At 34.3% G+C, this 23,841-nt stretch carries 20 protein-coding genes; 12 read left to right on the top strand and 8 right to left on the bottom strand.

What is annotated here, in order from left to right; all coding sequences use genetic code 11:
- Window positions 1-98 precede the first annotated feature (98 nt).
- Complete coding sequence (locus EV196_RS11240; protein WP_132217859.1) at window positions 99-554, bottom strand: GAF domain-containing protein; 456 nt, start codon at window positions 552-554, stop codon at window positions 99-101.
- 93 nt (window positions 555-647) lie between these two features.
- Between EV196_RS11240 and xrtF the strand changes: the two genes are divergently transcribed.
- The 8 genes from xrtF (at window position 648) to EV196_RS11200 (ending at window position 10,060) form a co-directional block, all read left to right on the top strand.
- A complete protein-coding gene (xrtF, locus tag EV196_RS11235) occupies window positions 648-1,208 on the top strand; it encodes an exosortase family protein XrtF (RefSeq protein ID WP_132217858.1) in 561 nt (186 codons plus the stop codon).
- Window positions 1,192-1,620 carry an exosortase F system-associated membrane protein gene (locus EV196_RS11230; protein ID WP_132217857.1) on the top strand — a complete coding sequence of 143 codons (429 nt, stop codon included), beginning with the start codon at window positions 1,192-1,194 and terminating at the stop codon, window positions 1,618-1,620. Before xrtF ends, EV196_RS11230 begins: the two co-directional genes overlap by 17 nt.
- A 57-nt stretch (window positions 1,621-1,677) precedes the next feature.
- Entirely contained in the window at window positions 1,678-2,091 is a 414-nt protein-coding gene (locus tag EV196_RS11225; protein WP_435662309.1) for an HYC_CC_PP family protein, read from the top strand.
- 73 nt (window positions 2,092-2,164) lie between these two features.
- Window positions 2,165-2,884 carry a heavy-metal-associated domain-containing protein gene (locus tag EV196_RS11220; protein ID WP_132217856.1) on the top strand — a complete coding sequence of 240 codons (720 nt, stop codon included), beginning with the start codon at window positions 2,165-2,167 and terminating at the stop codon, window positions 2,882-2,884.
- Between the two features lie 97 nt (window positions 2,885-2,981).
- Complete coding sequence (locus EV196_RS11215; RefSeq protein WP_132217855.1) at window positions 2,982-5,234, top strand: TonB-dependent receptor; 2,253 nt, start codon at window positions 2,982-2,984, stop codon at window positions 5,232-5,234.
- A gap of 121 nt (window positions 5,235-5,355) precedes the next feature.
- Window positions 5,356-5,727 carry a heavy-metal-associated domain-containing protein gene (locus EV196_RS11210; RefSeq protein WP_132217854.1) on the top strand — a complete coding sequence of 124 codons (372 nt, stop codon included), beginning with the start codon at window positions 5,356-5,358 and terminating at the stop codon, window positions 5,725-5,727.
- 264 nt (window positions 5,728-5,991) lie between these two features.
- On the top strand, window positions 5,992-8,202 hold the full coding sequence (locus tag EV196_RS11205) for a S9 family peptidase (RefSeq protein WP_132217853.1): 2,211 nt from the start codon (window positions 5,992-5,994) through the stop codon (window positions 8,200-8,202).
- A gap of 223 nt (window positions 8,203-8,425) precedes the next feature.
- A complete protein-coding gene (locus tag EV196_RS11200) occupies window positions 8,426-10,060 on the top strand; it encodes a family 43 glycosylhydrolase (protein ID WP_132217852.1) in 1,635 nt (544 codons plus the stop codon).
- 262 nt (window positions 10,061-10,322) lie between these two features.
- Here the strand turns inward: EV196_RS11200 and groL are convergent, their stop codons facing one another.
- From groL to miaB, 7 genes are all read right to left on the bottom strand, one after another.
- Window positions 10,323-11,954, bottom strand: a complete 1,632-nt coding sequence (gene groL, locus EV196_RS11195) for a chaperonin GroEL (RefSeq protein ID WP_132217851.1) — start codon at window positions 11,952-11,954, stop codon at window positions 10,323-10,325.
- Between the two features lie 121 nt (window positions 11,955-12,075).
- Complete coding sequence (locus EV196_RS11190; RefSeq protein WP_132217850.1) at window positions 12,076-12,351, bottom strand: co-chaperone GroES; 276 nt, start codon at window positions 12,349-12,351, stop codon at window positions 12,076-12,078.
- Window positions 12,352-12,499: 148 nt separating this feature from the next.
- Window positions 12,500-12,838 (bottom strand): preprotein translocase subunit SecG, encoded by a 339-nt coding sequence (secG, locus tag EV196_RS11185; RefSeq protein WP_132217849.1) that lies wholly within the window; start codon window positions 12,836-12,838, stop codon window positions 12,500-12,502.
- Entirely contained in the window at window positions 12,838-13,791 is a 954-nt protein-coding gene (locus EV196_RS11180) for a hypothetical protein (RefSeq protein WP_132217848.1), read from the bottom strand. The genes secG and EV196_RS11180 overlap by 1 nt, the downstream gene beginning before the upstream one ends.
- A gap of 107 nt (window positions 13,792-13,898) precedes the next feature.
- Window positions 13,899-14,408, bottom strand: a complete 510-nt coding sequence (gene lptE / locus EV196_RS11175; RefSeq protein WP_132217847.1) for an LPS assembly lipoprotein LptE — start codon at window positions 14,406-14,408, stop codon at window positions 13,899-13,901.
- Window positions 14,409-14,549: 141 nt separating this feature from the next.
- The gene (locus EV196_RS11170; RefSeq protein WP_132217846.1) at window positions 14,550-15,815 is read right to left on the bottom strand and encodes a sigma-54 interaction domain-containing protein; all 1,266 of its coding nucleotides are present in this window, start codon (window positions 15,813-15,815) and stop codon (window positions 14,550-14,552) included.
- Between the two features lie 95 nt (window positions 15,816-15,910).
- Window positions 15,911-17,359, bottom strand: a complete 1,449-nt coding sequence (gene miaB, locus EV196_RS11165) for a tRNA (N6-isopentenyl adenosine(37)-C2)-methylthiotransferase MiaB (RefSeq protein WP_132217845.1) — start codon at window positions 17,357-17,359, stop codon at window positions 15,911-15,913.
- Window positions 17,360-17,507: 148 nt separating this feature from the next.
- On the opposite strand from miaB, the gene EV196_RS11160 reads away from it, so the two are divergent.
- From EV196_RS11160 to porK, 4 genes are all read left to right on the top strand, one after another.
- Window positions 17,508-18,296 (top strand): hypothetical protein, encoded by a 789-nt coding sequence (locus tag EV196_RS11160; protein WP_132217844.1) that lies wholly within the window; start codon window positions 17,508-17,510, stop codon window positions 18,294-18,296.
- A 136-nt stretch (window positions 18,297-18,432) separates the two neighbouring features.
- A complete protein-coding gene (topA, locus tag EV196_RS11155) occupies window positions 18,433-20,937 on the top strand; it encodes a type I DNA topoisomerase (protein WP_132217843.1) in 2,505 nt (834 codons plus the stop codon).
- A 170-nt stretch (window positions 20,938-21,107) separates the two neighbouring features.
- Window positions 21,108-22,274: a formimidoylglutamase gene (locus EV196_RS11150; protein WP_132217842.1), complete on the top strand. Its 1,167-nt coding sequence runs from the start codon at window positions 21,108-21,110 to the stop codon at window positions 22,272-22,274.
- A 161-nt stretch (window positions 22,275-22,435) separates the two neighbouring features.
- Complete coding sequence (porK, locus tag EV196_RS11145) at window positions 22,436-23,788, top strand: T9SS ring complex lipoprotein PorK/GldK (RefSeq protein ID WP_165876153.1); 1,353 nt, start codon at window positions 22,436-22,438, stop codon at window positions 23,786-23,788.
- Window positions 23,789-23,841 lie beyond the last annotated feature (53 nt).

The raw sequence follows: 23,841 nt of genomic DNA, 5'->3' as shown, positions 1-23,841 counted from the left end.
AAATCCCAAAAAACAAATTCCAAATACCAATAGGTTTTAAAACATTTAAATCCCGTTAGTTCTTGGAATTTGGTATTTAATTTTTTGGATTTCTTCTTTTAAAGTATTGCAGCAACTTGTGCGCAAACAAATTCTAGAAAACGTTCGTCAGCTTCGGTAAAGGGATCCGGTGTATTCGAATCGATATCAATCTGTCCAATATTTTCACCATTTACAAAAATGGGAATCACAATTTCAGCCTTAACCGTGATGCTACAAGCTATGTAGTTGTCTTGAGCAGCCACATCGGGAACCACAAAATTTTGGTTGCTAACGGCTACTTGTCCGCAAATACCTTTCCCAAAAGGGATGATGGTGTGGTCGGTTGGTGCACCCACATAAGGGCCAAGTTTTAACTCTTCTTTGTTACCATTTCTAAAATAAAAACCCACCCAATTGTAATGTGCTATGTGCTTTTCAAGGAGTTCGCAAATATTTAAAAGTCGTTTATCAACTGTTTTTTCAGAGTTTAAAACAATAGTTTCTACTTGGGGTTTTAGTTGCTCAAAAGTCATAAAATTCAAAAGTTTTGGTAAAAGTATTTAAAAAGCGATGAATTATATATTTGCTTTGCATAATTTTAACCTTGTAAAAACGGATAATTTTTTTTGAAAGCACTTTTAGTTAAATACAAGTTAGTCATAAAATTTATAGCCACATTTTTGTTGGTGTATATAGTACTATCTGTAGCCTATAAATTTTACTTACAATTTTCTGATGGAAGCAAGTATTACCCCGATTTCATGACGCACTTAGTTGCAATTCAAAGTGAAGAGCTATTGCATGTTTTGGGTTATAAGGTGCAAATGTTACCGCATCCAAATGAGCCTTCAATGAAAGTGATTTTAAATGGCGGCTATATTGCACGTGTAATTGAAGGTTGTAATTCCATTAGTGTAATTATCTTATTTGTGTCATTTATTATGGCATTTTCTTCACAAGTAAAAACCACTTTTTTTTATATTTTATCGGGTAGTGTTTTAATTTATACCGTAAACTTGTTGCGTATCGTGCTATTAAGTTTGTTGTTGTATCATTACCCAGAACATCAGGTTATTTTTCACAGTGTTGTATTTCCAGGTATTATTTACGGATTAGTATTTTTATTGTGGATATTTTGGGTAAATCGATTTTCTAAATTAAAAAATACACATGCAAAAACTAACTAAATATTTATTACTTAGTGTTTTGGTTGGATTTTTAATTTTAATCCGACTTTTTGAAAACGACTTGTTTTACGACCCCTATTTAACGTTTTTTCAAAACGACTATTTGTATATTGATAGTCCAAGACGCGAAATTTTTAAATTGACATTATTTACTTCACTGCGATATTTTTTGAATACTATTATTTCATTAGGAATATTGTACGTGGTTTTTAAAGATAAAAGTATTATTAAATTTTCCGCACTTAGTTACGCTTTTGCATTTGTAATTTTAATAGCAATTTATTTGTATTTTGTAATTAACCCTAGGCATGAAGATTATTATTTGTTTTTTAATTTACGCCGATTTTTAATTCAACCTATTATCCTAATTCTTTTATTACCTGCATTTTACTATCATAAACTTAGGAACTAAATGTTAATCATTTTGTAAATGAAGACGCATTTTTTTAATTTTTTGTACTTTTGCATGGTGATAAAACGGTTTTTACATAAAAGTTTTTCGGTGCTTTTGGCGTTGCTTGTCTTGTTTTCAACAGTGTCTTTTACTATTGAAAAACATTACTGTGGCGATGTTTTAGTAGATGTTGCATTATTTACTGAAGCGCAAAAATGCGATATGGGTACTTCGGGAATGGCTCAAGAAGCTATTACAAAAAACACCTGTTGTAAAGATGAAGTGAAGCTTGTTAAAGGTCAAGATGAATTAAAAGTTTCAACTTTCGATGATTTAAATTTCCAACAACAACTTTTTATTACAACAAGCGCTTACGCATTTGTTAATCTCTTTGAAGGGTTAGCGAAACAAGTAAGTCCACATAAAGATTACTCTCCACCCAATTTGGTCGCCGATATTCAGGTTCTAGACCAAGTATTTATAATTTGATTTTTTGTCATTCCTGCGTAAGCAGGAATCCGTTATTCGTGGGACAATTTATTTAATCAAATTAAAAATTAAAATGAAACATACATATACAGTTACAGGCATGACCTGCGACGGTTGCAGAACATCTGTTGAAGAAAAACTCAATAAGCTTGATGGTGTTACAAACGCAACCGTAAATTTAGAAAAAAGTGAAGCTGTTATAGAAATGGCGGAACACCTTTCAATTGAAGCCTTACAAAATGCACTTTCAAGTAAATATACTATTTCAGAAAAAAATGTTTTTCAAACAAAATCGAATTTGATGGAAGATGAAAAGAGCGATTTACAGCAACTTTTTCCGCTATTCTTAATATTTGGCTACATAACAATTGCAGCCATTTTACTTAATTATGATCCTTGGAATGGAAGCAGTTTTATGCTCGATTTTATGGGTTTGTTTTACATAGTTTTTAGCTTTTTTAAGTTGTTGGACTTAAAAGGTTTTCCGGAATCGTTTAAAATGTACGATCCGTTGGCTAAAGTAATACCTGTTTATGGTTGGGTATATCCGTTTATTGAAGTAGCCTTGGGCGTTATGTTTTTAATGCGCATTGAAATTTCGATGGCTTTAATTTTAACCTTAATTGTTTTAGGAATTACCACTATTGGTGTTACAAAAACATTGTTAGATAAAAAATCGATTTCATGTGCCTGTTTAGGAACTGCTTTAAAATTACCTATGACGAAAGCAACCTTTATTGAAAACAGCATTATGATTGTTATGGCTATTATTATGTTAATTGGTAAGGCTTAATATGAAATGGAGTTTCCCGTTGCGTTAGGGATTGAAGCAAGCTACCGTGTAGCGCGTAAAGCCTGACCCTTGTGGTAACGCCCAAATAAAAATTAGAATGAAAAACTTTATATATATAATACTAATGCTTCCGTTGCTAATGTCTTCCCAAGAAAAAATAAATGGGATGATTATGGAAGCAAATGATAAAAATGAACACATTGGTTTAGGTGGAGCTAATGTGTATTGGCTTAATACCAATATTGGAACAGTCACTAATCTGGATGGCAAATTTATAATTCCATATTCAAAAGAAAATACCAAATTAATAATTAGTTATGTGGGTTTTAAAACCGATACCTTAACTATTAGGCAGCCAAAATTAGTGCATCATTGGTTGAACCCTGTTGATAATCTGGATGCGGTAACCGTAACGTCTAGAAAGCAAGCTACGGCAAAATCATATTTACAAGCTACAAATACGTTCACCGTTAGTAGTGATGAATTGTTGAAAGCGGCGTGTTGTAACTTGTCTGAAAGTTTTGAAACCAATCCATCCATAGATGTTAATTTTGCCGATGCAGTAACAGGTACACGCCAAATAAAAATGTTGGGATTAACGAGTCCGTATATTTTAATAGCTACGGAAAATATTCCAACAGTTCGAGGTGCGTCGCAAGCGTTTGGGTTGAGTTTTATTCCTGGTACATGGGTAGAAAGTATTCAAATCACCAAAGGCGCAGGAAGTGTTGTGAATGGCTATGAAAGTATTGCAGGCCAAATAAATGCTGAATTGGTAAAACCATCAACCGATAATAAGTTGTATGTAAACCTATATGGTGCCAGCAGCGAACGTTTGGAATTAAACACACACATAAACACGAAGTTGAGCGACAAGTGGGATACTGGTTTGTATGTACACGGCAACACGCACCACGGTGTACACGATGTGAATAATGACGGGTTTTTGGATATGCCACAATACGACCAAATTAATGTAATGAACCGTTGGCAATATACGAACCCAGAAAAAGGATTTGTGAGTTTTATTAATTTGAAGTTTTTAAATGATAAAAAACAAACGGGTCAACTTGATTTTGATCCTGAAACCGATAAGCTTACCACCAATGCTTGGGGAAGCGAAATTGATACGAGACGTTATGAGGTGTCGGCGAAATTGGGGTATGTGAATCCCGAAATTCCGTGGCAAAGTGTGGGAATTCAAACGGCGTTTAGTAGTCATAAACAAGAGTCGTATTTTGGATTGAAACAATATGATATTTTACATAATAGCCTGTATTCCAATATTATTTATAACTCGATTATTAGTGATTCTCGTCATAAAATAAAAACGGGATTGAGTTATACGTACGACCACTATGATGAAAGTTTAGAAACGCCGAATTTATTACCAGATTATGAAAGAACTGAGCGATCTATTGGTGCTTTTTTTGAGTATAATTATGATAGTTTAGATAAATTGAACTTAACCGCCGGTGTGCGTATCGATAACCATAATTTACTAGGAACGTTTGTAACGCCCCGATTAAATGTGCGTTATACGCCTTGGGAAAAATCGGCTTTAAGAGCTTCTGTTGGACGAGGTAAGCGTAGTGCCAATATTTTTGCAGAAAATCAAAGTATGTTTTCAACGTCAAGAAATATCAATATTTTAAATACAACAGGTAAAGTTTACGGTTTAGACCCTGAAATTGCATGGAATTACGGTGTGTCTTATCTACAAGGTTTTAATTTGTTTGGAAGAAAAGCCGATGTAACCATAGATTACTACAAAACCGATTTCACAAACCAAGTGGTGGTAGATTATGAAAATCCGCAGGAAGTTAATTTTTATAACCTTGACGGAAAAAGTTATGCCAACAGTTTTCAAACAGAATTCAATTATAATGCGTTTGAGCATTTTGATTTACGATTGGCTTACAAATATTACAAAGTGAAAACGCAATACAATTCTGGAGAATTAGAAAAGCCATTAACGCCTAAACATCGATTGTTTGCTAATGCTTCTTATGAAACGCATGTACGTGAAAATACAACTGGACATTGGAAGTTTGATGCGACGTTTAATTGGTTAGGAAAACAGCGTTTTTCTTCAATGGAAAGTAATCCTGTAGTATATCAATTACCAAAATACACACCTACAGTAGGGACCTTGAATGTGCAAATAACCAAAGTGTTTTCTCCAAAATTTGAAGTATATTTAGGCGGTGAAAACGTGACAAATGTGAGACAAGGCAATCCTGTTTTAGGAGCAGATAATCCTTTTGGTGCAAATTTTGATACCACTTATGTATATGGTCCCATTTTTGGAAGTATGTATTATGCAGGGTTGCGATATAAAATAAAATAATAATTAAAAATAACCGTCATTACGAGGGGATTATGACCGAAGTAATCTTATAAATTGATTTTCAAATTTGAAGATGACTAAAATTTAAAAAGTCACGTATTGACAAAAACAAAAATTAAAAATGAAAAAAATAATAATTCTATTAGCGGTATTAGTGTCAACAATCACATTTGCTCAAAATAAAAACGAAAAAGCATCGCTAGAAGTAGATGGTGTTTGTTTAATGTGTAAAAACAGAATTGAAAAAGCATGTTTTGGTACCAAAGGTGTTAAAAGTGCTATTTGGGATGTGAAAACACACGAATTGAAATTGATTTACGATGCCCGCAAAACCAATTTAAAAACCATTCAAAACAGTGTGGTGGCTGTTGGTCATGATACTAAAGGTTTAAAAGCATCTGATGAAGCCTATGCCTCGGTACATCCATGTTGTAAATACAGAGATGAAGACGTGAAAGATGACCATAAAGGTGAAAGCGGTCATAAAAAATAAGTCTATTAATTGAGGTTGCCTAAAAAGTAAAAATTCATTTTATTGTCATATTGTGCGCAGTCGAAATGCATTGAAACACTAAAACAAAAGTTTTTTCGACTGCGCTCAAAATGGTGTTTAGAATTATTTTTTAGTCTGCCTCATCCTTTTTTCTATCATAAGAATCTGTTAAAGACATCACAAACAGTTTCATATTTCAAATAAAATATTAAATTCGGAAAACTTATTTTTTCAGAATAAAAGTATCTTATTAAAATGCATTATATGAACATTTTCAAATTTCAAATAAGGTTAAAATCAAGCTTAATCTTCGGGCTTTTTATCGCCATATCATTACAAAGTTTTTCACAAGGTGGTTTCAAATGGTCCAAAGATGGTACGTCGTATTACAGAATTCAAAGTGAAGGTGTTGTTCAATATACATTACCTAATAATGATGCTAAATTATTAATATCAAGGGAGCAATTAACCCCAAAAAATAGTAATACGCCCCTTTCGGTTAACTATTTTACGTTTTCTCAAGATGAACAAAAAGTGTTATTGTTTACTAATACCAAGCGTGTATGGCGTATCAATACAAAAGGCGATTATTGGGTATTGAATATGGCAACGGGCGCTTTGCAACAACTTGGTAAATCACTTCCTGAGGCGTCGCTTATGTTTGCTAAAATATCTCCCGACGGAAAATTAGCAGCTTATGTAAGTGATAATAATATATATGTTGAAGATTTAGGGACATCTAAAATTAAAGCATTAACTACTGATGGGACTAAAACCTTAATTAACGGAACGTTCGATTGGGTTTATGAGGAAGAATTTGCGTGTCGTGATGGGTTTCGTTGGAGTCCTGATAGCAAATCGATTGCGTATTGGCAAATTGATGCCAGCAATACCAAAACCTTTTACATGATTAATAATACAGATGCTATTTATTCTGAAGTTATACCGTTAGAATACCCCAAAGTAGGCGAACCGCCTTCAGCTTGTAAAGTAGGCGTTGTTAATGTTGATGATGCTAAAACGACGTGGATTAATATTCCGGGTGATGCGCGTCAAAACTATTTAGTGCGTATGGAATTTATTCCTTCCACCAAAAAACTTTTAATTCAACAATTAAACAGAAAACAAAACCATAGTAAATTGTTTATTGCTGAACCTAAAACGGGCAATTCCAAAGTAATTCAAGAAGAAATCGATGCTGCTTGGGTTGATATTTACAATGCTGGAAATAAATATGCAGTAGATTATACTAATAATTTTATTTGGTATAACGACGGAAAAAATATTTTATGGACAACCGAAAAAGATGGTTGGAGGCATTTATATAACGTATCATTAGAAGGAGAAAAGGAACAATTAATAACCAATGGAAACTACGATTTTATAGACTTATCTTTTATTGACACCAAAAACGGTTATGTGTATTTTATGGCATCGCCAGATAATGCCACACAAAGTTATTTATACAAAACGAAATTAGATGGTAAAGGCCATTTAGAATTGATGAGCCCAAAGGCTTTAAAAGGTACCCACGATTATAATGTGTCGCCAACAGGTGCATTTGCAATTCATTCATTTTCAAATCATTTTACAAAACCTGCTTCTGAACTTATTACGTTGGCAAACCACCAATCTATAAATCCTGCTAGTGGTATAGAGGCCAATTTATCTAAATTGGTAGAAACCCCGAAAGTAGAATTCATTAAAGTGACAACTTCTGAAGGTGTTGAAATGGACGGTTGGATGGTAAAACCAACAAACTTTGATGCCACAAAAAAATACCCCGTCGTGTTTTATGTGTATTCTGAACCTGGAAGTGCGACAGTAAACGATACCTATGGAGCAGGAAACAATAGAAATTACAATGGTAGTATGGCAGATGATGGTTATATCCACATCTCATTAGATAACCGTGGCACGCCAGCACCAAAAGGACGTGAATGGCGTAAAAGTATTTACAGAAAGATTGGGCAAATAAACATAAAAGACCAAGCCATGGCGGCCAAAGAAATCCTGAAATGGGATTTTGTAGATCCAGAACGTATTGCAGTTTGGGGATGGAGTGGTGGTGGTTCAACCACTTTAAATTTGTTATTTCAATATCCCGACATCTATAAAACAGGCATTTCGGTTGCGGCTATTTCAAATTTATTGACTTACGATAATATTTACCAAGAGCGTTACATGGGTTTGCCACAAGAAAACATGGAAGATTTTGTAAATGGTTCACCAGTAACCTATGCTAAAAACCTTAAAGGAAATTTATTATACATTCATGGAACGGGCGATGATAACGTGCATTACCAAAATGCTGAAATTTTAGTAAATGAATTGGTAAAGCATAACAAACAATTTCAGTTTATGCCCTACCCAAACCGCACGCATGGTATTAGAGAAGGTGAAGGCACTACCGAACATTTAAAAACCTTGTTCACTACTTATTTGAAAACTTACTGTCCACCGGGAGGTAGATAGTAGATTTTATTACACTGTTTTATAGTGTGAAAAGAATCAGCTAATTTCGTTTGATTTCAGATATAAAATATTAAAAAAGATTTCATGTTAAGATCGTTCCCAATATTAGAGTTGATGAAAGTAGGATGCTAATTGTTAGTTTAAACGAAATTATTGTAGGTAATTTAGAGCTTTATTACACTTTTCATAAGTGTTTCAAACTTTAAAAATAAATTTTATTCAAATGAGAAACCATAAAACGCTTCTTTTAATATCCTTGCTTTTAACAGCGATAACACTAGTTAATGCTCAAAAACGTCGTTCAAACCCCATAATAAGCCATATGTTTACGGCCGATGCAACAGCACGTGTATGGGAAGACGGGCGTTTGTATATCTATCCTTCAACAGATGTAGCACCTTCAGATGGATATACAACAATGGATGGCTACCATGTATTCTCTACAGAAGACATGATTACCTTTAAAGATCATGGTGAAATTCTTCATTCCCGGGATGTTCCTTGGGGCGTTGAAAAAGGCGGATATATGTGGGCACCCGATTGTGTGTACAAAGATGGAATCTATTATTTCTATTTTCCACATAAGAATAAAGATATGGTATGGGAGTTAGGCGTTGCAACTAGTAAAAACCCAGCATCTGATTTTAAATTGCAGGGCTATGTGAAAGGTGGGAAAACCTTCTGCGATCCAAATGTTTTTATAGACGATGATGGTCAAATTTATCTGTATGCGGTAGTGGGCGCAAAAACATACGCTGCCAAGCTTAAAGACAATATGATGGAAATTGAAGGGGAAATGGTGCTGCAAACTGGTTTAGACGGCCACCGAGAAGGCCCATTTGTGTTTAAACGAAAAGATATTTATTACCTTATATACCCCGATGATTATCCAAAATTTAACAAAATGCGCTATTCTACAGCTATTAATCCTTTGGGACCATGGGAATGCCAGGGTGTGTTTGTGGACCATACCGATGTAATTACCATGCACGGTTCGGTGGTTGAATATAAAAATCAGTGGTACTTGTTTTATCATAACGGAAACCTTTCGGGAGGTAAAGGACACAACCGTTCTGTTTGTTTTGACCCTGTTTATTTTAATGAAGATGGCTCTATTCAAATGGTAAAGCAAACTTTAGGAGTTGATTTACCAACTTTCCATAACGCCATTAATTTTAACGAAATGTTTGGCACTTTACCAATTGGTAATTACAATAAATCCGACTTAAAAAAGCAAGGTATCCAACCAGGTGCCATTTCTTCTATTCAAATTCCAGAAGGGTATGTTGTGGAATGTTTTGAGAAAAATAATTACAAAGGAAAAGTATGGAAGTTTGAGGAAGATAGAATTGATTTGAATGACATTGGTTGCAGTGATATCATCTCATCCATAAAAATTTCTAAATCCAAATCTGAAAACCTAGCGAAGAATGCCTCATTTGAGCTTGCAACCCAAGCGATGGTGAAATATTGGTACAATCGTAATTTTAAGCCTTTCGCAAGAATTCTGGATAGTACAGGACTAGGCTATTACTCGCTTCAATATAAAGGAAAAGGAGATGAAAAACCAAAAGATTTAAGTCAAAAAGTAGCTATTATCCCAAATACTAACTATGAATTGAGCGTACAATTAAAAGTTGAAGCGGGTACCAAAGGAAAAGTGATATTTGATACCAATAATGTTTTTGATGGAAGTTGCAAATTTGAGTTGGATGCAAACACCAAAGCAAGGGAATGGGTGGCGTTTAAAGGAGAATTTAACAGTGCCGATGCTAAAGAAGTGAACTTACGTTGTATTATTTCACCAGATTTTGAAGGCACCGGCTATTGGGATAATGTGGTAATAAAAGAGAAATAGATGTTCTAAATAATTATTGAAGGAATTTGGAATCTTAAGTTGGTATAATAATATCAGAATGGTTATCGCATCAGAATAATTTGAAGGATAGAGAGATTTCATTAAAAAAATATTAAATCATTCTCTAAAAATCAAAAATAGTGGAGCGTGAATTATTGCAAATATACTTTTGTAAAAAAACTAAATTAAACCAACCCATAAAAAAAACGCTTCAAACTAAATTGAAGCGTTTTTTAAAATATTTGCGTGTCGAGGATCTCGACTACATCATTCCTGGCATACCGCCACCCATACCACCTGGCATCGCTGGAGCATCTTCTTTAATATCAATTAAAGCACACTCGGTTGTTAGAATCATTCCAGCTACAGAAGCTGCATTTTCTAAAGCAATACGCGTTACTTTTTTAGGATCGATAATACCTGCTTTCAACATATCAACATAGGTTTCAGTTTTAGCATCATAGCCAAAAGAACCTTTACCTTCCATTACTTTAGAAACCACTACGCTACCTTCGCCACCTGCATTTTCAACAATAGTACGTAAAGGCGATTCAATAGCACGTGCTACAATTTGAATACCTGTAACTTCATCAAGGTTTTCAGTAGTTATTTTTTCTAAAACCGATTTGGCTCTTACCAAAGCAACACCACCACCAGCAACAATACCTTCTTCAACGGCAGCTCTTGTAGCGTGTAATGCATCATCCACACGGTCTTTTTTCTCTTTCATTTCAACTTCAGAAGCAGCACCCACATAAAGAACAGCAACACCACCAGCTAATTTAGCCAAACGTTCTTGCAGTTTTTCTTTGTCGTAATCGCTTGTTGTGGTTTCAATTTGCGCTTTAATTTGGTTTACACGTCCTTTAATATTTTCAGCATCTCCAGAACCGTTTACAATAGTTGTATTGTCTTTATCTACAGTTACAGTTTCAGCAGTACCTAACATGCTTAAATCGGCATTCTCTAAAGTAAATCCTCTTTCTTCAGAAATAACAGTACCACCAGTTAAGATAGCGATATCTTCTAACATAGCTTTACGTCTATCACCAAATCCAGGTGCTTTTACAGCAGCAATTTTTAATCCACCGCGTAATTTGTTTACTACTAAAGTCGCTAAGGCTTGACCATCAACATCTTCAGCAACAATTAATAACGGACGACCCGATTGTGCAACTGGTTCTAAAATTGGAAGGATTTCTTGTAAGTTAGAAATCTTTTTATCGAATAATAAAATGTATGGATTGTCTAAATCGACAATCATTTTATCGGTATCTGTTACGAAGTAAGGTGATAAATAACCTCTATCGAATTGCATCCCTTCAACAACGTCTACATACGTATCCATACCTTTGGCTTCTTCAACGGTGATAACACCTTCTTTACCAACTTTACTGAAAGCTTTAGCGATTAAATCTCCAATAGTTTCATCGTTATTAGCTGAAATAGAGGCCACTTGTTTAATCATTTCAGAAGAGTTACCAACTTTCTTTGATTGTTTTTCAAGGTCTTTAACAATCGCTTCAACCGCTTTATCTATACCACGTTTTAAATCCATTGGGTTTGCACCCGCAGCCACATTTTTTAAGCCTTCTTTTACGATAGCTTGAGCTAAAACGGTAGCGGTAGTTGTACCATCACCAGCTAAATCGTTGGTTTTAGAAGCCACTTCTTTTACCATTTGTGCGCCCATGTTTTCTAGAGCGTCTTTTAATTCAATTTCTTTCGCTACTGATACACCATCTTTAGTTACTTGTGGTGCTCCGAAAGATTTACCAATAATAACATTACGCCCTTTTGGGCCTAAAGTTACTTTTACTGCATTTGCTAATGCATCAACACCACGTTTTAAACCGTCGCGCGCTTCAATATCAAATTTTATATCTTTTGCCATAATGAAAAATTTTATTTAAAATTTTAAATCTCAATGTTCAAATGCAAAATTCCAAAATATTGGAACTTTTATTGTAATCTGAGATTTTTGGAATTTGTTTTTTGTTTTTTGGAATTTGCTATTAGATAATAGCCAGTATGTCGCTTTCGCGCATTATTAAGTAATCTTTACCTTCAAGTTTTAATTCTGTTCCAGCATATTTACCATATAAAACAGTATCGCCAACTTTTACAGTAATAGGCTCGTCTTTGGTGCCTTTACCAGCAGCAACTACAGTTCCTTTTTGTGGTTTTTCTTTAGCGTTATCTGGTATAATTAATCCTGAAGCTGTTTTAGTTTCAGCGGGAGCAGGTTCAATAAGAACGCGGTCTGCTAATGGTTTAATGTTTAATGCCATTTTAAATATATTTTTAAGTTTAAAAATTAATGTTAACGGATATGTACTATTCGAAAAGTGTGCCAATGGTTGAAAACTGACAAACTTACAGCAACAAAAAATGCCAACTTTATACAAGTTGGCATTTTTTGTTTTTTAAAAGCATAACTTATTCTGCAGGAGCAGGTGTGTTGGAAGGTTGTGCTGGTTTAGGTAATGGCTGAGATGTGGTTGCATCTAAATCTAAAGCTTTAGAATCTGTACTTTCTCCACCTCTATGAATGGCAACATTTGATAATAAAATTAATGCCAACAATAAAGTTGCCAATGTCCAGGTACTTTTGTCTAAAAAGTCTGTTGTTTTTTTTACACCACCTAATTGTTGTGTGCCACCGCCGCCAAAAGATGAAGATAATCCACCACCTTTAGGGTTTTGAACCATGATTACTACGATTAGTAAAAATGCTACCACAACTATTAATGCTAAAAATATTGTAAACGTACTCATTATTTCTTGTTATTTTGTTCTTGTAATTGTTCTACTGCCTTAATTTGGTCTGCAAAGAAACCACTTTTTTCTGGATATTTCAAACTTAAAATTTTATAAGATTGAATTGCCTTTTTATAGTTTTTTTGTTCTACATAAATTCGTGCCAAAGTCTCGGTCATCAAAGATTCGGGTTGTATCATTTGCGCTTCAGCAAGATTTACTTTTGAAGGCGTAAATGTACTCGGATTTATTTTTGGATTTTTATTAATGAACTCTTCAATCAATTCAAACTTTTTAAGCTTTTCAATGTTTGAAGTATTTTCAGTATCGTCTGTTTCGTTAAATGCTTCAACAGTATTTTCTTCTCTTTCTATGGGTTGAAGACGTGTTAAATTCAACCATTCGTTAAAGGAATGGGTTTCTCTTTTATTAAAATCAAAAGGTTTTCCTAAATTTAATATGGCTGTATTAACGGGTTCTTGAGTTTCGGTTTCTTCTATTTCTAACTCAGAATTTTCAGGCACCTCCAAAGTTAAATCAGTTTCACTTAAAACTTCTTCCTGTTTAGGTCTGAAAAGCATGGGATCTAAAACGCCAATAGTTTCCATTATTTGTTGTTTCAGTCGGTCATCAGAAGTCACTTTTTTGTTTACTGAAATGTCTTCAATATCAATTTCAATATCTTGTAAGTGCGCAGTGTTTTGTTTTATAAGTTCTGAAATTTCATTTTGAACGAATACATCCGAGGTTATAAAATCGAATAAAATACTACGATCTGCGGTATAAGCTGCCGTGGTTTTAAGTTCTTGATTGTATTTGAAACTGCTTTGGTTTTTTAAACCTTTAAGATACAATGCACGTGCCGATTGAAAATAGGGAAACTCATCTATAATAGATTTTACAGCTTCGGTTTGTTGATGCGTGATGCTTTGTGGATGCTGAAGGAGGTATGTAAAATCGGTACTATTCATTTTTTTAAAGAAAATTTTAAAAGTTGCAAAGTTTCAAAGTTACAGAGATTTAAAGTTTACAGCTTCAAGCTAGTTCAAAAATTTTAATCTTCAGACCCAAGACCAAACTACCATTTGGCTAATGTAGCATTAAAAATATCTTGGGTAATGCGTTCAAAAATTTCTTCGTGTGCCGTTGTTTTTGTAGAGCCGACTAATTGGGCATTTGCAGCATAGTCGTAAAAGAAGGAAAAGCTTTGGTCTAAATCGTCATCTTCTTTTTTTCTGTTATAGAATCGTATTTTAACACTAATTGTAAGTCTGTTTTGTGCCGCGGTATTCTCTGAGGTTGCTGTGGTTGGCGAAATACGGTAATCGGTAATTTCACCTTCATAAACCAAATCGCCATTAGAAGTTACTAAATTTAAATTGGTTTGGTTTTGAATTAAATCTTCTAAAGCCAATTTAAAATCGCGTTCTAAACCGGGTTCTACTAAAAGCGCGTTATTTTCAAAACGATTCACTTGAAAGGTTTTTACGTTTGCTGGTATGGAAGCGCCTGTAAAGGAGTAAAAACCGCAGCCAGTAAATAAAAAGCTACATGTGAAAAGTGACATGTAAATGATTGTTTTTTTCATATTATTAAAAACACTTCACTCCGTCTGCGCTCAGTGCAGGCTTGCTCAGTGTGACATTTTGTTTTCATTATTATAAAACGATTATTTGTTTAATTTGTTGCAGTTTTTTACTGTTAAATGAGACTGCGACTGAAAACTCATTTAAAGATCATATTGTTTTATTTTTCGGTACAAGGTACGTTCGCTAATACCTAATTCAGCAGCTGCTAATTTACGTTTTCCTTGGTGACGTTCAAGCGATTTTTTTATTAATTCCAATTCCTTGTCTTGTAATGATAAGGTTTCTTCTTCTTCAATTTCTTCAGCAAAATGGTATTTGTCTAAAGTTTCGGGTGTTGTATGGTTGGCGCTGTGCTCTGGTATAGATAGTACTTCACTGTTTGTTGTGGTGTCTTCTTCGTATTCAGCATCATCTTCATCATCACCATAAATTTTCTGAATTAAGCTTTCGTTTTTCTTTTCAACATCTTTAGTATTGCCGTTTTTCATGAGTTCTAAAGTGAGTTTCTTTAAATCGTTTAAATCACTTTTCATGTCGAACAATACCTTGTAAAGAATTTCACGTTCGCTACTAAAATCACTTTCAGATTTCGATGTTTTAATTACAGCGGGTAAATTGCTGCCTGTTGCTGGTAAGTAACTTTTTAGAGTTTCGGCTGAAATGGTTCTATTTTGCTCTAAAACTGATAGTTGTTCTGCGATGTTTCGTAACTGACGAATATTACCTGCCCAACGGTGTTTTAAAAGTGTTTGAATGGCAGCATCGGTTAATTTGATGGTAGGCATTTTATATTTTAAAGCAAAATCGCTTGCGAATTTTCTAAATAATAAATGAATATCATCTTGACGGTCGCGTAAAGGTGGTAAATGAATATCTACGGTACTTAAACGGTAATATAAATCTTCACGAAACTTTTCTTTTTCAATGGCTTCAAACATATTAACGTTGGTAGCCGCTACAATACGTACATTGGTTTTTTGCACTTTGCTTGAACCCACTTTTAAAAACTCGCCATTTTCCAAAACACGTAATAAACGTACTTGAGTGGTAAGTGGAAGTTCGCCCACTTCATCTAAAAAAATAGTACCGCCATCAGCTACTTCAAAATAACCTTCACGCGTTTGGGTTGCGCCAGTAAACGAACCTTTTTCATGACCAAAAAGTTCACTATCTATTGTCCCTTCTGGTATAGCACCACAGTTTACAGCAATGTATTTATTGTGCTTTCTGTGAGAAAGTTGATGTATTATTTTAGGAATACTTTCTTTACCTACACCACTTTCGCCAGTTACCAATACCGAAATATCGGTTGGTGCCACTTGAATCGCTTTTTCTATGGCACGATTTAGTGCAGGCGTATTGCCAATAATACCAAAACGTTGTTTTATAGCTTGAATTGATTCCATAAGCCCCCTAACCCCCAAAGGGGGAATTAAAAAAGTTGAAAATTAAAAAAATAGCAATATGAATATAAATGTTTTTCATTGTTAATTTTTCATTATTAATTGTTAATTGAATACCCAATAGCATCCCCAATTAACGTTGCACTGGTACAATCGGTAACTTGTACGTTTACAAAATCGCCAATTTTATAGTTGCCTTTTGGGAAAACCGTAACCAAACTGTGTTGTGTTCTACCAGACCACTGCGCATCTGATTTTTTTGATTCTTTTTCAATAAGAACTTCTACAACCGTATTTAAATTTTGTCTGGTTCTGAAACCGCTGTGCTCCTGTTGAAGTTCTACCATGTCTGCAAGTCTGCGTTTTTTAGTTTCCTCAGGCACATCATCTTCCATTTTGCGTTCTGCCAACGTTCCTGGGCGTTCAGAATAGGTAAACATATAACCAAAATCATATTTCACATAGTTCATTAACGATACGGTATCTTGAAAATCGGCTTCAGTTTCAGTTGGGAAACCAACAATCATATCTTGACTGATGGCGCAATCTGGAATAATACGTTTAATATTATCTATTAACAGCATGTATTCTTCACGGGTGTGCAAACGGTTCATTTCTTTTAAAATACGGTCGCTACCACTTTGTACTGGTAAATGAATATGGTTACAAATATTTTGATGTTTTGCCATAGTTTCAACCACATCCAATGTTAAATCTTGTGGATTAGAGGTTGAAAAACGAATACGCATTTTAGGCTGTGCTTTGGCGCATAAGTCTAATAAACTAGCGAAATTAACTGCCGTTGCTCGTTGTAACTCGGAAGCTTTTTCAAAGTCTTTTTTCAAACCACCACCATACCACAGGTAACTGTCTACGTTTTGACCTAAAAGTGTTACTTCTTTATAACCTTTGTTTGCTAAATCGTTAATTTCTTCTAAAATACTTTGAGGTTCTCTACTACGTTCGCGACCACGCGTAAAAGGTACCACACAAAAGGTGCACATGTTATCGCAACCACGTGTTATTGATACAAAAGCAGTTACACCATTGCTGTTTAAACGCACTGGTGAAATATCGCCATACGTTTCTTCTTTTGAAAGTATTACGTTTATGGCATCATGTCCTTCATCTACTTCGGCCAATAAGTTTGGTAAATCTTTATATGCGTCAGGGCCAACAACCAAGTCTACAATTTTTTCTTCTTCAAGAAATTTTGTTTTTAGGCGTTCTGCCATACAACCTAAAACACCCACTTTCATTTTTGGGTTATGGTCGCGTTTTACAGCGTTGTATTTTTCTAAACGTTTGCGTACGGTTTGTTCTGCTTTATCGCGAATAGAACAGGTGTTTACCAGAACTAAATCGGCATCTTCTAAATTTTGAGTGGTGTTATAACCCTGCTCGGTTAAAATGGAAGCTACAATTTCACTGTCACTAAAATTCATAGCACAACCATAACTTTCAATAAAAAGTTTGCGTTTGTTACCTTCTTTTTGTTCAAGAACTAAAAATTCTCCTTGTTTGTTTTCGTCTATTGTCTTTTCCATAGGTTGCTGAAACACGTATTTTCAATAAGCATGCAAAGATACAACTTATTTATGTTTTGTGACAAAGTGTCATATTTAAAAATTTATTAAATTTTGAAATAATGGAGGAATGTATTTACTTTGGTTGCAACTAACCAAAAAATAACAAATGAATACAATTGATAGTTTATTAGATAAAATAGAGAAGGCAAAAGCTTTAGATTTTGGAACCATTTTTAGTGAATCCATCGAATTATTCAAAAAAGTATGGGTACAAGGTTTGGTGATGCTATTGCTAACAATGCTTTTAATGGTGCCTTTTTACATAATTATGTATTTGCCAATGCTTGCAATGGGCTTGATTGATCCGCAATCATTTCAAAACATGGAAAATATGGGGGATTTTACTCCACTACTTATGCTGCCTTTTTTCATATTCATGCTTCTATTTGTATTTATAGCTATGGTTATAGGTTTTGGTTTGAAAGCCTCTTTTTATAGAATCTGTAAATTAAAAGATTTAGAAGAAATGGGTGCCGATGATTATTTTTACTATTTAAAGAAGCCATATTTAGGTAAAGTGATGAAACTTTCATTAGCTTCTTTCGGTATTTGGATTGCGGCCATGCTATTATGTGTACTTCCTATATTTTATGTAATGGTTCCTTTGGCTGTAATGAATGTTGTTTTTGCTTTTAACCCTGAATTATCAACTTCTGAAATTATAAAAGCAAGTTTTAAACTAGGAAATAAAAAATGGTTATTAATTTTTGGATTAACGCTTGTTTCTGGGTTTTTAGCGGGAATAGTAGGTATGTTAATGTGCTGTATTGGTATTTATGTTACCTCGGCTTTTGCATATTTGCCAGTTTATTATGTGTATAAAGAATCAGTTGGTTTTAATAAAGAAACAGATAAAAAGCAAGATAACGAAGGCTATGGTATGTCTTACGAATAAATGATAAAAATGCTTAAAAAGCCTGTTTTTTGTAATCGAAAAGCAGGCTTTTTTATTTAAATATAAAACAGATAATCCCTAAAATTAGGCAGATAAACTTTTTTTCATATACATTTGTATCTTCAAAAAATGAAGTATGGCGAAGAATTTAGTAATTGTGGAGTCACCTGCAAAGGCAAAAACTATCGAAAAATTTTTAGGAAAAGATTTTAAGGTAGAGTCTAGCTTTGGGCATATAGCAGACCTTCCATCAAAGGAATTGGGTGTGAATGTTGAAGGTGATTTTAAACCAAAATATGAAGTTTCAAAAGATAAAAAAGCAGTTGTAAAAAAACTGAAAGACTTAGCTAAAAATGCCGATATGGTTTGGTTAGCAAGTGATGAGGATCGCGAGGGTGAGGCTATTGCATGGCATTTAGCCGAAACTTTAAAATTGGATAAAAGCAAAACGAAACGTATTGTTTTTCATGAAATTACTAAAACGGCCATTCAAAAAGCAATTGAAAACCCACGAGGTATCGATTATGATTTAGTTGATGCACAACAAGCACGTCGTGTATTGGATAGAATTGTGGGATACGAGTTGTCGCCAGTTTTGTGGCGTAAAGTAAAAGGAGGTTTGTCGGCAGGTCGTGTTCAATCGGTTTCTGTTAGATTAATTGTTGAGCGCGAACGTGATATTCAAAACTTTACTGCTGAAGCATCCTATAGAATTGATGCTGAATTTTCAAATGAGGACGGACAAACTTTTAAAGCGAAATTGCCTAAAACATTTTCAACTAAAGAAGAAGCTCAAAAATTCTTAGAAAAGAATGCTAAAGCAACTTTTAAAGTTTCAGATTTAGAGAAAAAACCGGCTAAAAAATCACCAGCAGCACCGTTTACTACTTCAACATTACAACAAGAAGCATCACGTAAACTGTATTTTTCAGTAAGTAAAACCATGACGATGGCACAACGCCTATACGAAGCAGGTTTAATAACTTACATGAGAACGGATAGCGTTAATTTATCAGACGAAGCAAAAAAAGGTGCCAAAGCAGAAATTGAAAGTGCTTACGGTTCAAAATATAGTAAAACAAGAAATTATACAGGTAAAGCCAAAGGAGCTCAAGAAGCGCATGAGGCCATACGTCCTACCGATTTTGCGGTTCATTCCGTAGATATCGATAGAGATCAAGCCCGCTTATACGATTTAATTTGGAAACGTGCCATCGCATCGCAAATGAGTGAAGCTGAGTTAGAGCGTACCAATGTGAAGATTGCAGCCTCTACACATAACGAGACTTTTACCGCCAATGGAGAAGTGATTACGTTTGATGGGTTTTTAAAAGTGTATTTAGAAAGTACTGATGATGAGGATGTTGAGCAAGAAGGCATGCTTCCTGCTATGAGAACGAATGAAGTGTTACTTAATAATTACATCACAGCGACCGAGCGTTATACGCGTCCTCCATACAGATTTACTGAAGCTTCTTTAGTGAAACAATTGGAGGAATTGGGTATCGGGCGTCCGTCAACCTATGCACCAACTATTTCAACCATTCAAAATAGAAATTATGTTGAAAAAGGAGCTGTTGATGGTGTAGAGCGTAACTATACACAGCTTACTTTAAAGAAAGGTGTTGTAAAAGATAAAATACTTACCGAAAAAGTAGGTTCAGATAAAGGAAAATTAGTACCAACGGATATCGGAATGATTGTAACCGACTTTTTGGTGAATCATTTCGAGCATATTTTAGACTATAATTTTACAGCAAAAGTTGAAGAAGACTTTGATAATATTGCTGAAGGAAAAGAAGATTGGACTAAAATGATGAAAGCGTTTTATAAAGACTTTCACCCAAAAGTTGAAGATGTTCAGGAAAATGCCGAAAGAGAATCTGGCGAACGTGTTTTAGGAACCGACCCAAAAACAGGAAAACCAGTAAGTGTGCGTTTAGGTAAATTTGGCCCGATGGTTCAAATAGGAACACCAGATGATGAAGAGAAACCACAATTTGCAAGTTTAAGTCCAGACCAACAATTAAATACTATTACATATGAGGAAGCGATGGATTTATTCCAACTTCCTAAAAACCTTGGTACTTATAAAGGTGAAGAAGTTGAGGTGAATAACGGACGCTTCGGGCCTTATGTTAAGTTTGGCGATTCCTTTGTGTCGTTGCCAAAAGGCGTAGATCCATTAAGTGTGGAGATAGATGATGCTATTGTATTAATTAAAGAAAAAGAAGCGGCGGATGCGCCTATTTATACCTATAAAAAGTTACCTGTTCAAAAAGGTAAAGGTCGTTTTGGTCCTTTTATCAAATGGAATAACATGTTTATTAACGTGAACAGTAAATACGATTGGGATAATTTATCAGACAAAGATATTGTGGAGCTTATTGAAACTAAAATCCAAAAAGAAATTGATAAGGTTATCCATAATTGGGAAGATGAAGGGATTCGTGTTGAAAAAGCCCGTTGGGGTAGACACAATGTGTTGAAAGGTAAAATTAAAGTAGAGTTGGATAAATCGGTTGATGTATCAAAAATGACTTTAGAAGAAGCAAAAGCTCTAATTGAGGCTAAATCACCCAAGAAAAAAGCAGTAAAGAAAAAGGCAGTTAAGAAAAAAACAACTACAAAGAAAAAGTAATTGTTATATGTATTAAATAATCTATAAAAACCAATCTGTGAAATTATTATATTTTAGGTTTTTATAGATTATTTTTATGATAACTACATGTTATAAGTCGTCTTTTCTTATCATATTTGTATTTCGACTTTATAAAAAGTCCTTTTATTACATAACACAGTACGCTATAAATGAATTTTAATTTTCTTTCACCAGTTTCAGATTTGGTTTTAGCTCATAATGAGTTACTTTCTTTACAAGCATTGGGTAGAAAAATAAGGATTCATTCCGCACAAAAAGGAATTCCAGATTTAGAAGGCATCAATATCGCTATTTTAGGGGTTCTTGAAAATAGAAACGATATTAATTATATAGGTGAAGAATTTCAATTAAACGAAATTCGAAAAATATTTTACAGTCTGTTTCCAGGAAGTTGGCATACTTCAATAGCCGATTTGGGAGATATCAATAAAGGAGAAAGTGTTGAAGATACTTATTTCGCTTTAAAAACTACCATTACTATTTTAATCAAAAAAAATATCATACCCATTATATTAGGAGGAACACAAGATCTTACGTACCCAAATTATAGAGCGTATGATAGCATCATGCCTATGGTGAATATTGTAAATGTAGACTGTAAGTTCGATTTGGGCGATTCAACAAAACCAATAAAAAACGACAGTTTTGTAGGTAAAATAATTTTAGATGAACCTTACAATCTTTTTAATTATGCGACTATAGGCTATCAAACCTATTTTAATTCACAAGAAGAAAAAGATTTAATGGATAGCCTTTATTTTGAGTCGTATAGATTAGGGGCTGTTTCGAATGACATCACTATTGTAGAACCAGCAATGCGTGATGCTAATATTGTAAGTGTCGATTTAAGTGCTGTTAAAGGTTCAGAAGTAAGTTTGAATCAAAGATTGTCGCCAAATGGGTTAGATGGAAAAGAAATTTGTGCCATTGCTCGTTATGCAGGAATTAGTAATAAAGTGAGTTCTTTCGGTATATATGAATACAAACCATCAAAAGATGATGATATCACATGTATGCTTATATCGCAGATGCTTTGGTATTTTATTGAAGGTGTTAATTTTAGGGTGAAGGATGATAATTTTTCGGATGATTCCAGCCATCAAAAATTCATAACCTTGGTAGATTCTCAAGAATTAGTGTTTTATAAAAGTAATAAAACGGGTAGATGGTGGATTGAAATTCCTTTTTTATCAGAAATTAATAATAAATTAAAGAGACATACGTTATTACCTTGCATGCATCAAGATTATGTGGACGCATGTAATAATAAAGTACCAGATCGCTGGTATAAAGCGTTTCAAAAGAATTGTGTTTAGTGCTCAATAATAGGCGAAGCGTACATTTTATCGGTAAAATGCCATTTTTTTACGATGAAGCGTATTTTTTTCGTAAAAAAAGTTGTTTATTAAAAAATATATAAATAAGTTTACGCTCTCAAAATAAAGCTTAAATAATTAACCTCGAGTTTTCTATGGATATGAAGAAGTTTGTATTATTAACCGCAGTAATAACAATGCTTGCAAGTTGTGGCTCTAACGATAAGGGCGAACTAGTAGGTGTTAAAGGAAAAAGTTGGCACCCAGAAAAGCCTTACGGAATGGAACTTATTCCAGGTGGTGCATTCATAATGGGTAAAGGTGATGATGATTTAGCAGGTGTTCAAGATGCCCCAGCTAAAACAGCAACCGTTAGAGCCTTTTATATGGATGCTACCGAAATAACAAATAGCGAATACCGCGAATTTGTTAATTGGGTAAGAGATTCTATTGTACGATACAAATTAGCTGTTTTAGCTGATGAAGTAGGTAAGGTGCCGGATGATGGAGGTATTGGTGAATTTGCATTTAAAGATGCAGATACGGCTAATATGTCTGTATACGAAAAGTACATGTTCGAAAACTATACAGGTTTAGGTCCTACAGGATATGAAGGAAGAAAAATTAATCGCGATGTTGATTTGATTTTCGATACTTCAGATTATCCAGATGAATATTACACCGAAGTAATGGATACGATGTATTTGCCATTAGAAGATTCTTATAATGGTCAACGTACTTGGGATGTTAAAAAATTCAAGTTCCAGTATAGCCATATGGATATACAAGAAGCTGCAAGAAACAGAGGTATCAAGCGTAGAGACGCTATTGTTAAAGAAGAAATTGAAGTATATCCAGATACAGCAGTATGGATTAGAGACTTTTCGTACTCTTATAATGAGCCGATGCACAACGATTACTTTTGGCATGATGCATATAGTGAATATCCAGTAGTAGGAGTTACTTGGAAACAAGCTAAAGCATTTTGTGAATGGAGAACCATTAAGAAAAATTCATACCAAAAGTCTAGAAAAGCTGCCATGGTAAATACATTTAGATTACCATCTGAAGCAGAATGGGAATATGCCGCAAGAGGAGGTCTGCAAGCAGCAACATACCCATGGGGTGGTCCTTACACAAAAAGTGATAGAGGTTGTTTTATGGCAAACTTTAAACCGGTGAGAGGTGATTACGCTGCCGACCAAGCATTATATACTGTAGAAGCTAAGTCTTACGAGCCTAACGACTATAACTTATTTAACATGGCTGGAAACGTTGCAGAATGGGTAAACGCTTCATATGACGCATCGTCTTATGAGTATACATCAACTATTAACCCAAGTGTTAATGATAACAACAACCAACGTAAAATCGTTAGAGGTGGTTCTTGGAAAGATGTAGCATACTTTTTACAGGTAAGCTCAAGAGATTACGAATATGCAGATTCTGCAAGAAGCTACATTGGTTTTAGAACAGTTCAAGATTACATGGGGACACAAGTAACTGGCAAATAAGTAATAAAACGAATAAATTTTAATCAAATCAAATCAAATCAAATCAAATCAAA

This window comes from Mariniflexile fucanivorans, assembly GCF_004341235.1.
GTDB lineage: Bacteria > Bacteroidota > Bacteroidia > Flavobacteriales > Flavobacteriaceae > Mariniflexile > Mariniflexile fucanivorans.
This window is presented reverse-complemented; position numbering and strand designations above follow the sequence as displayed.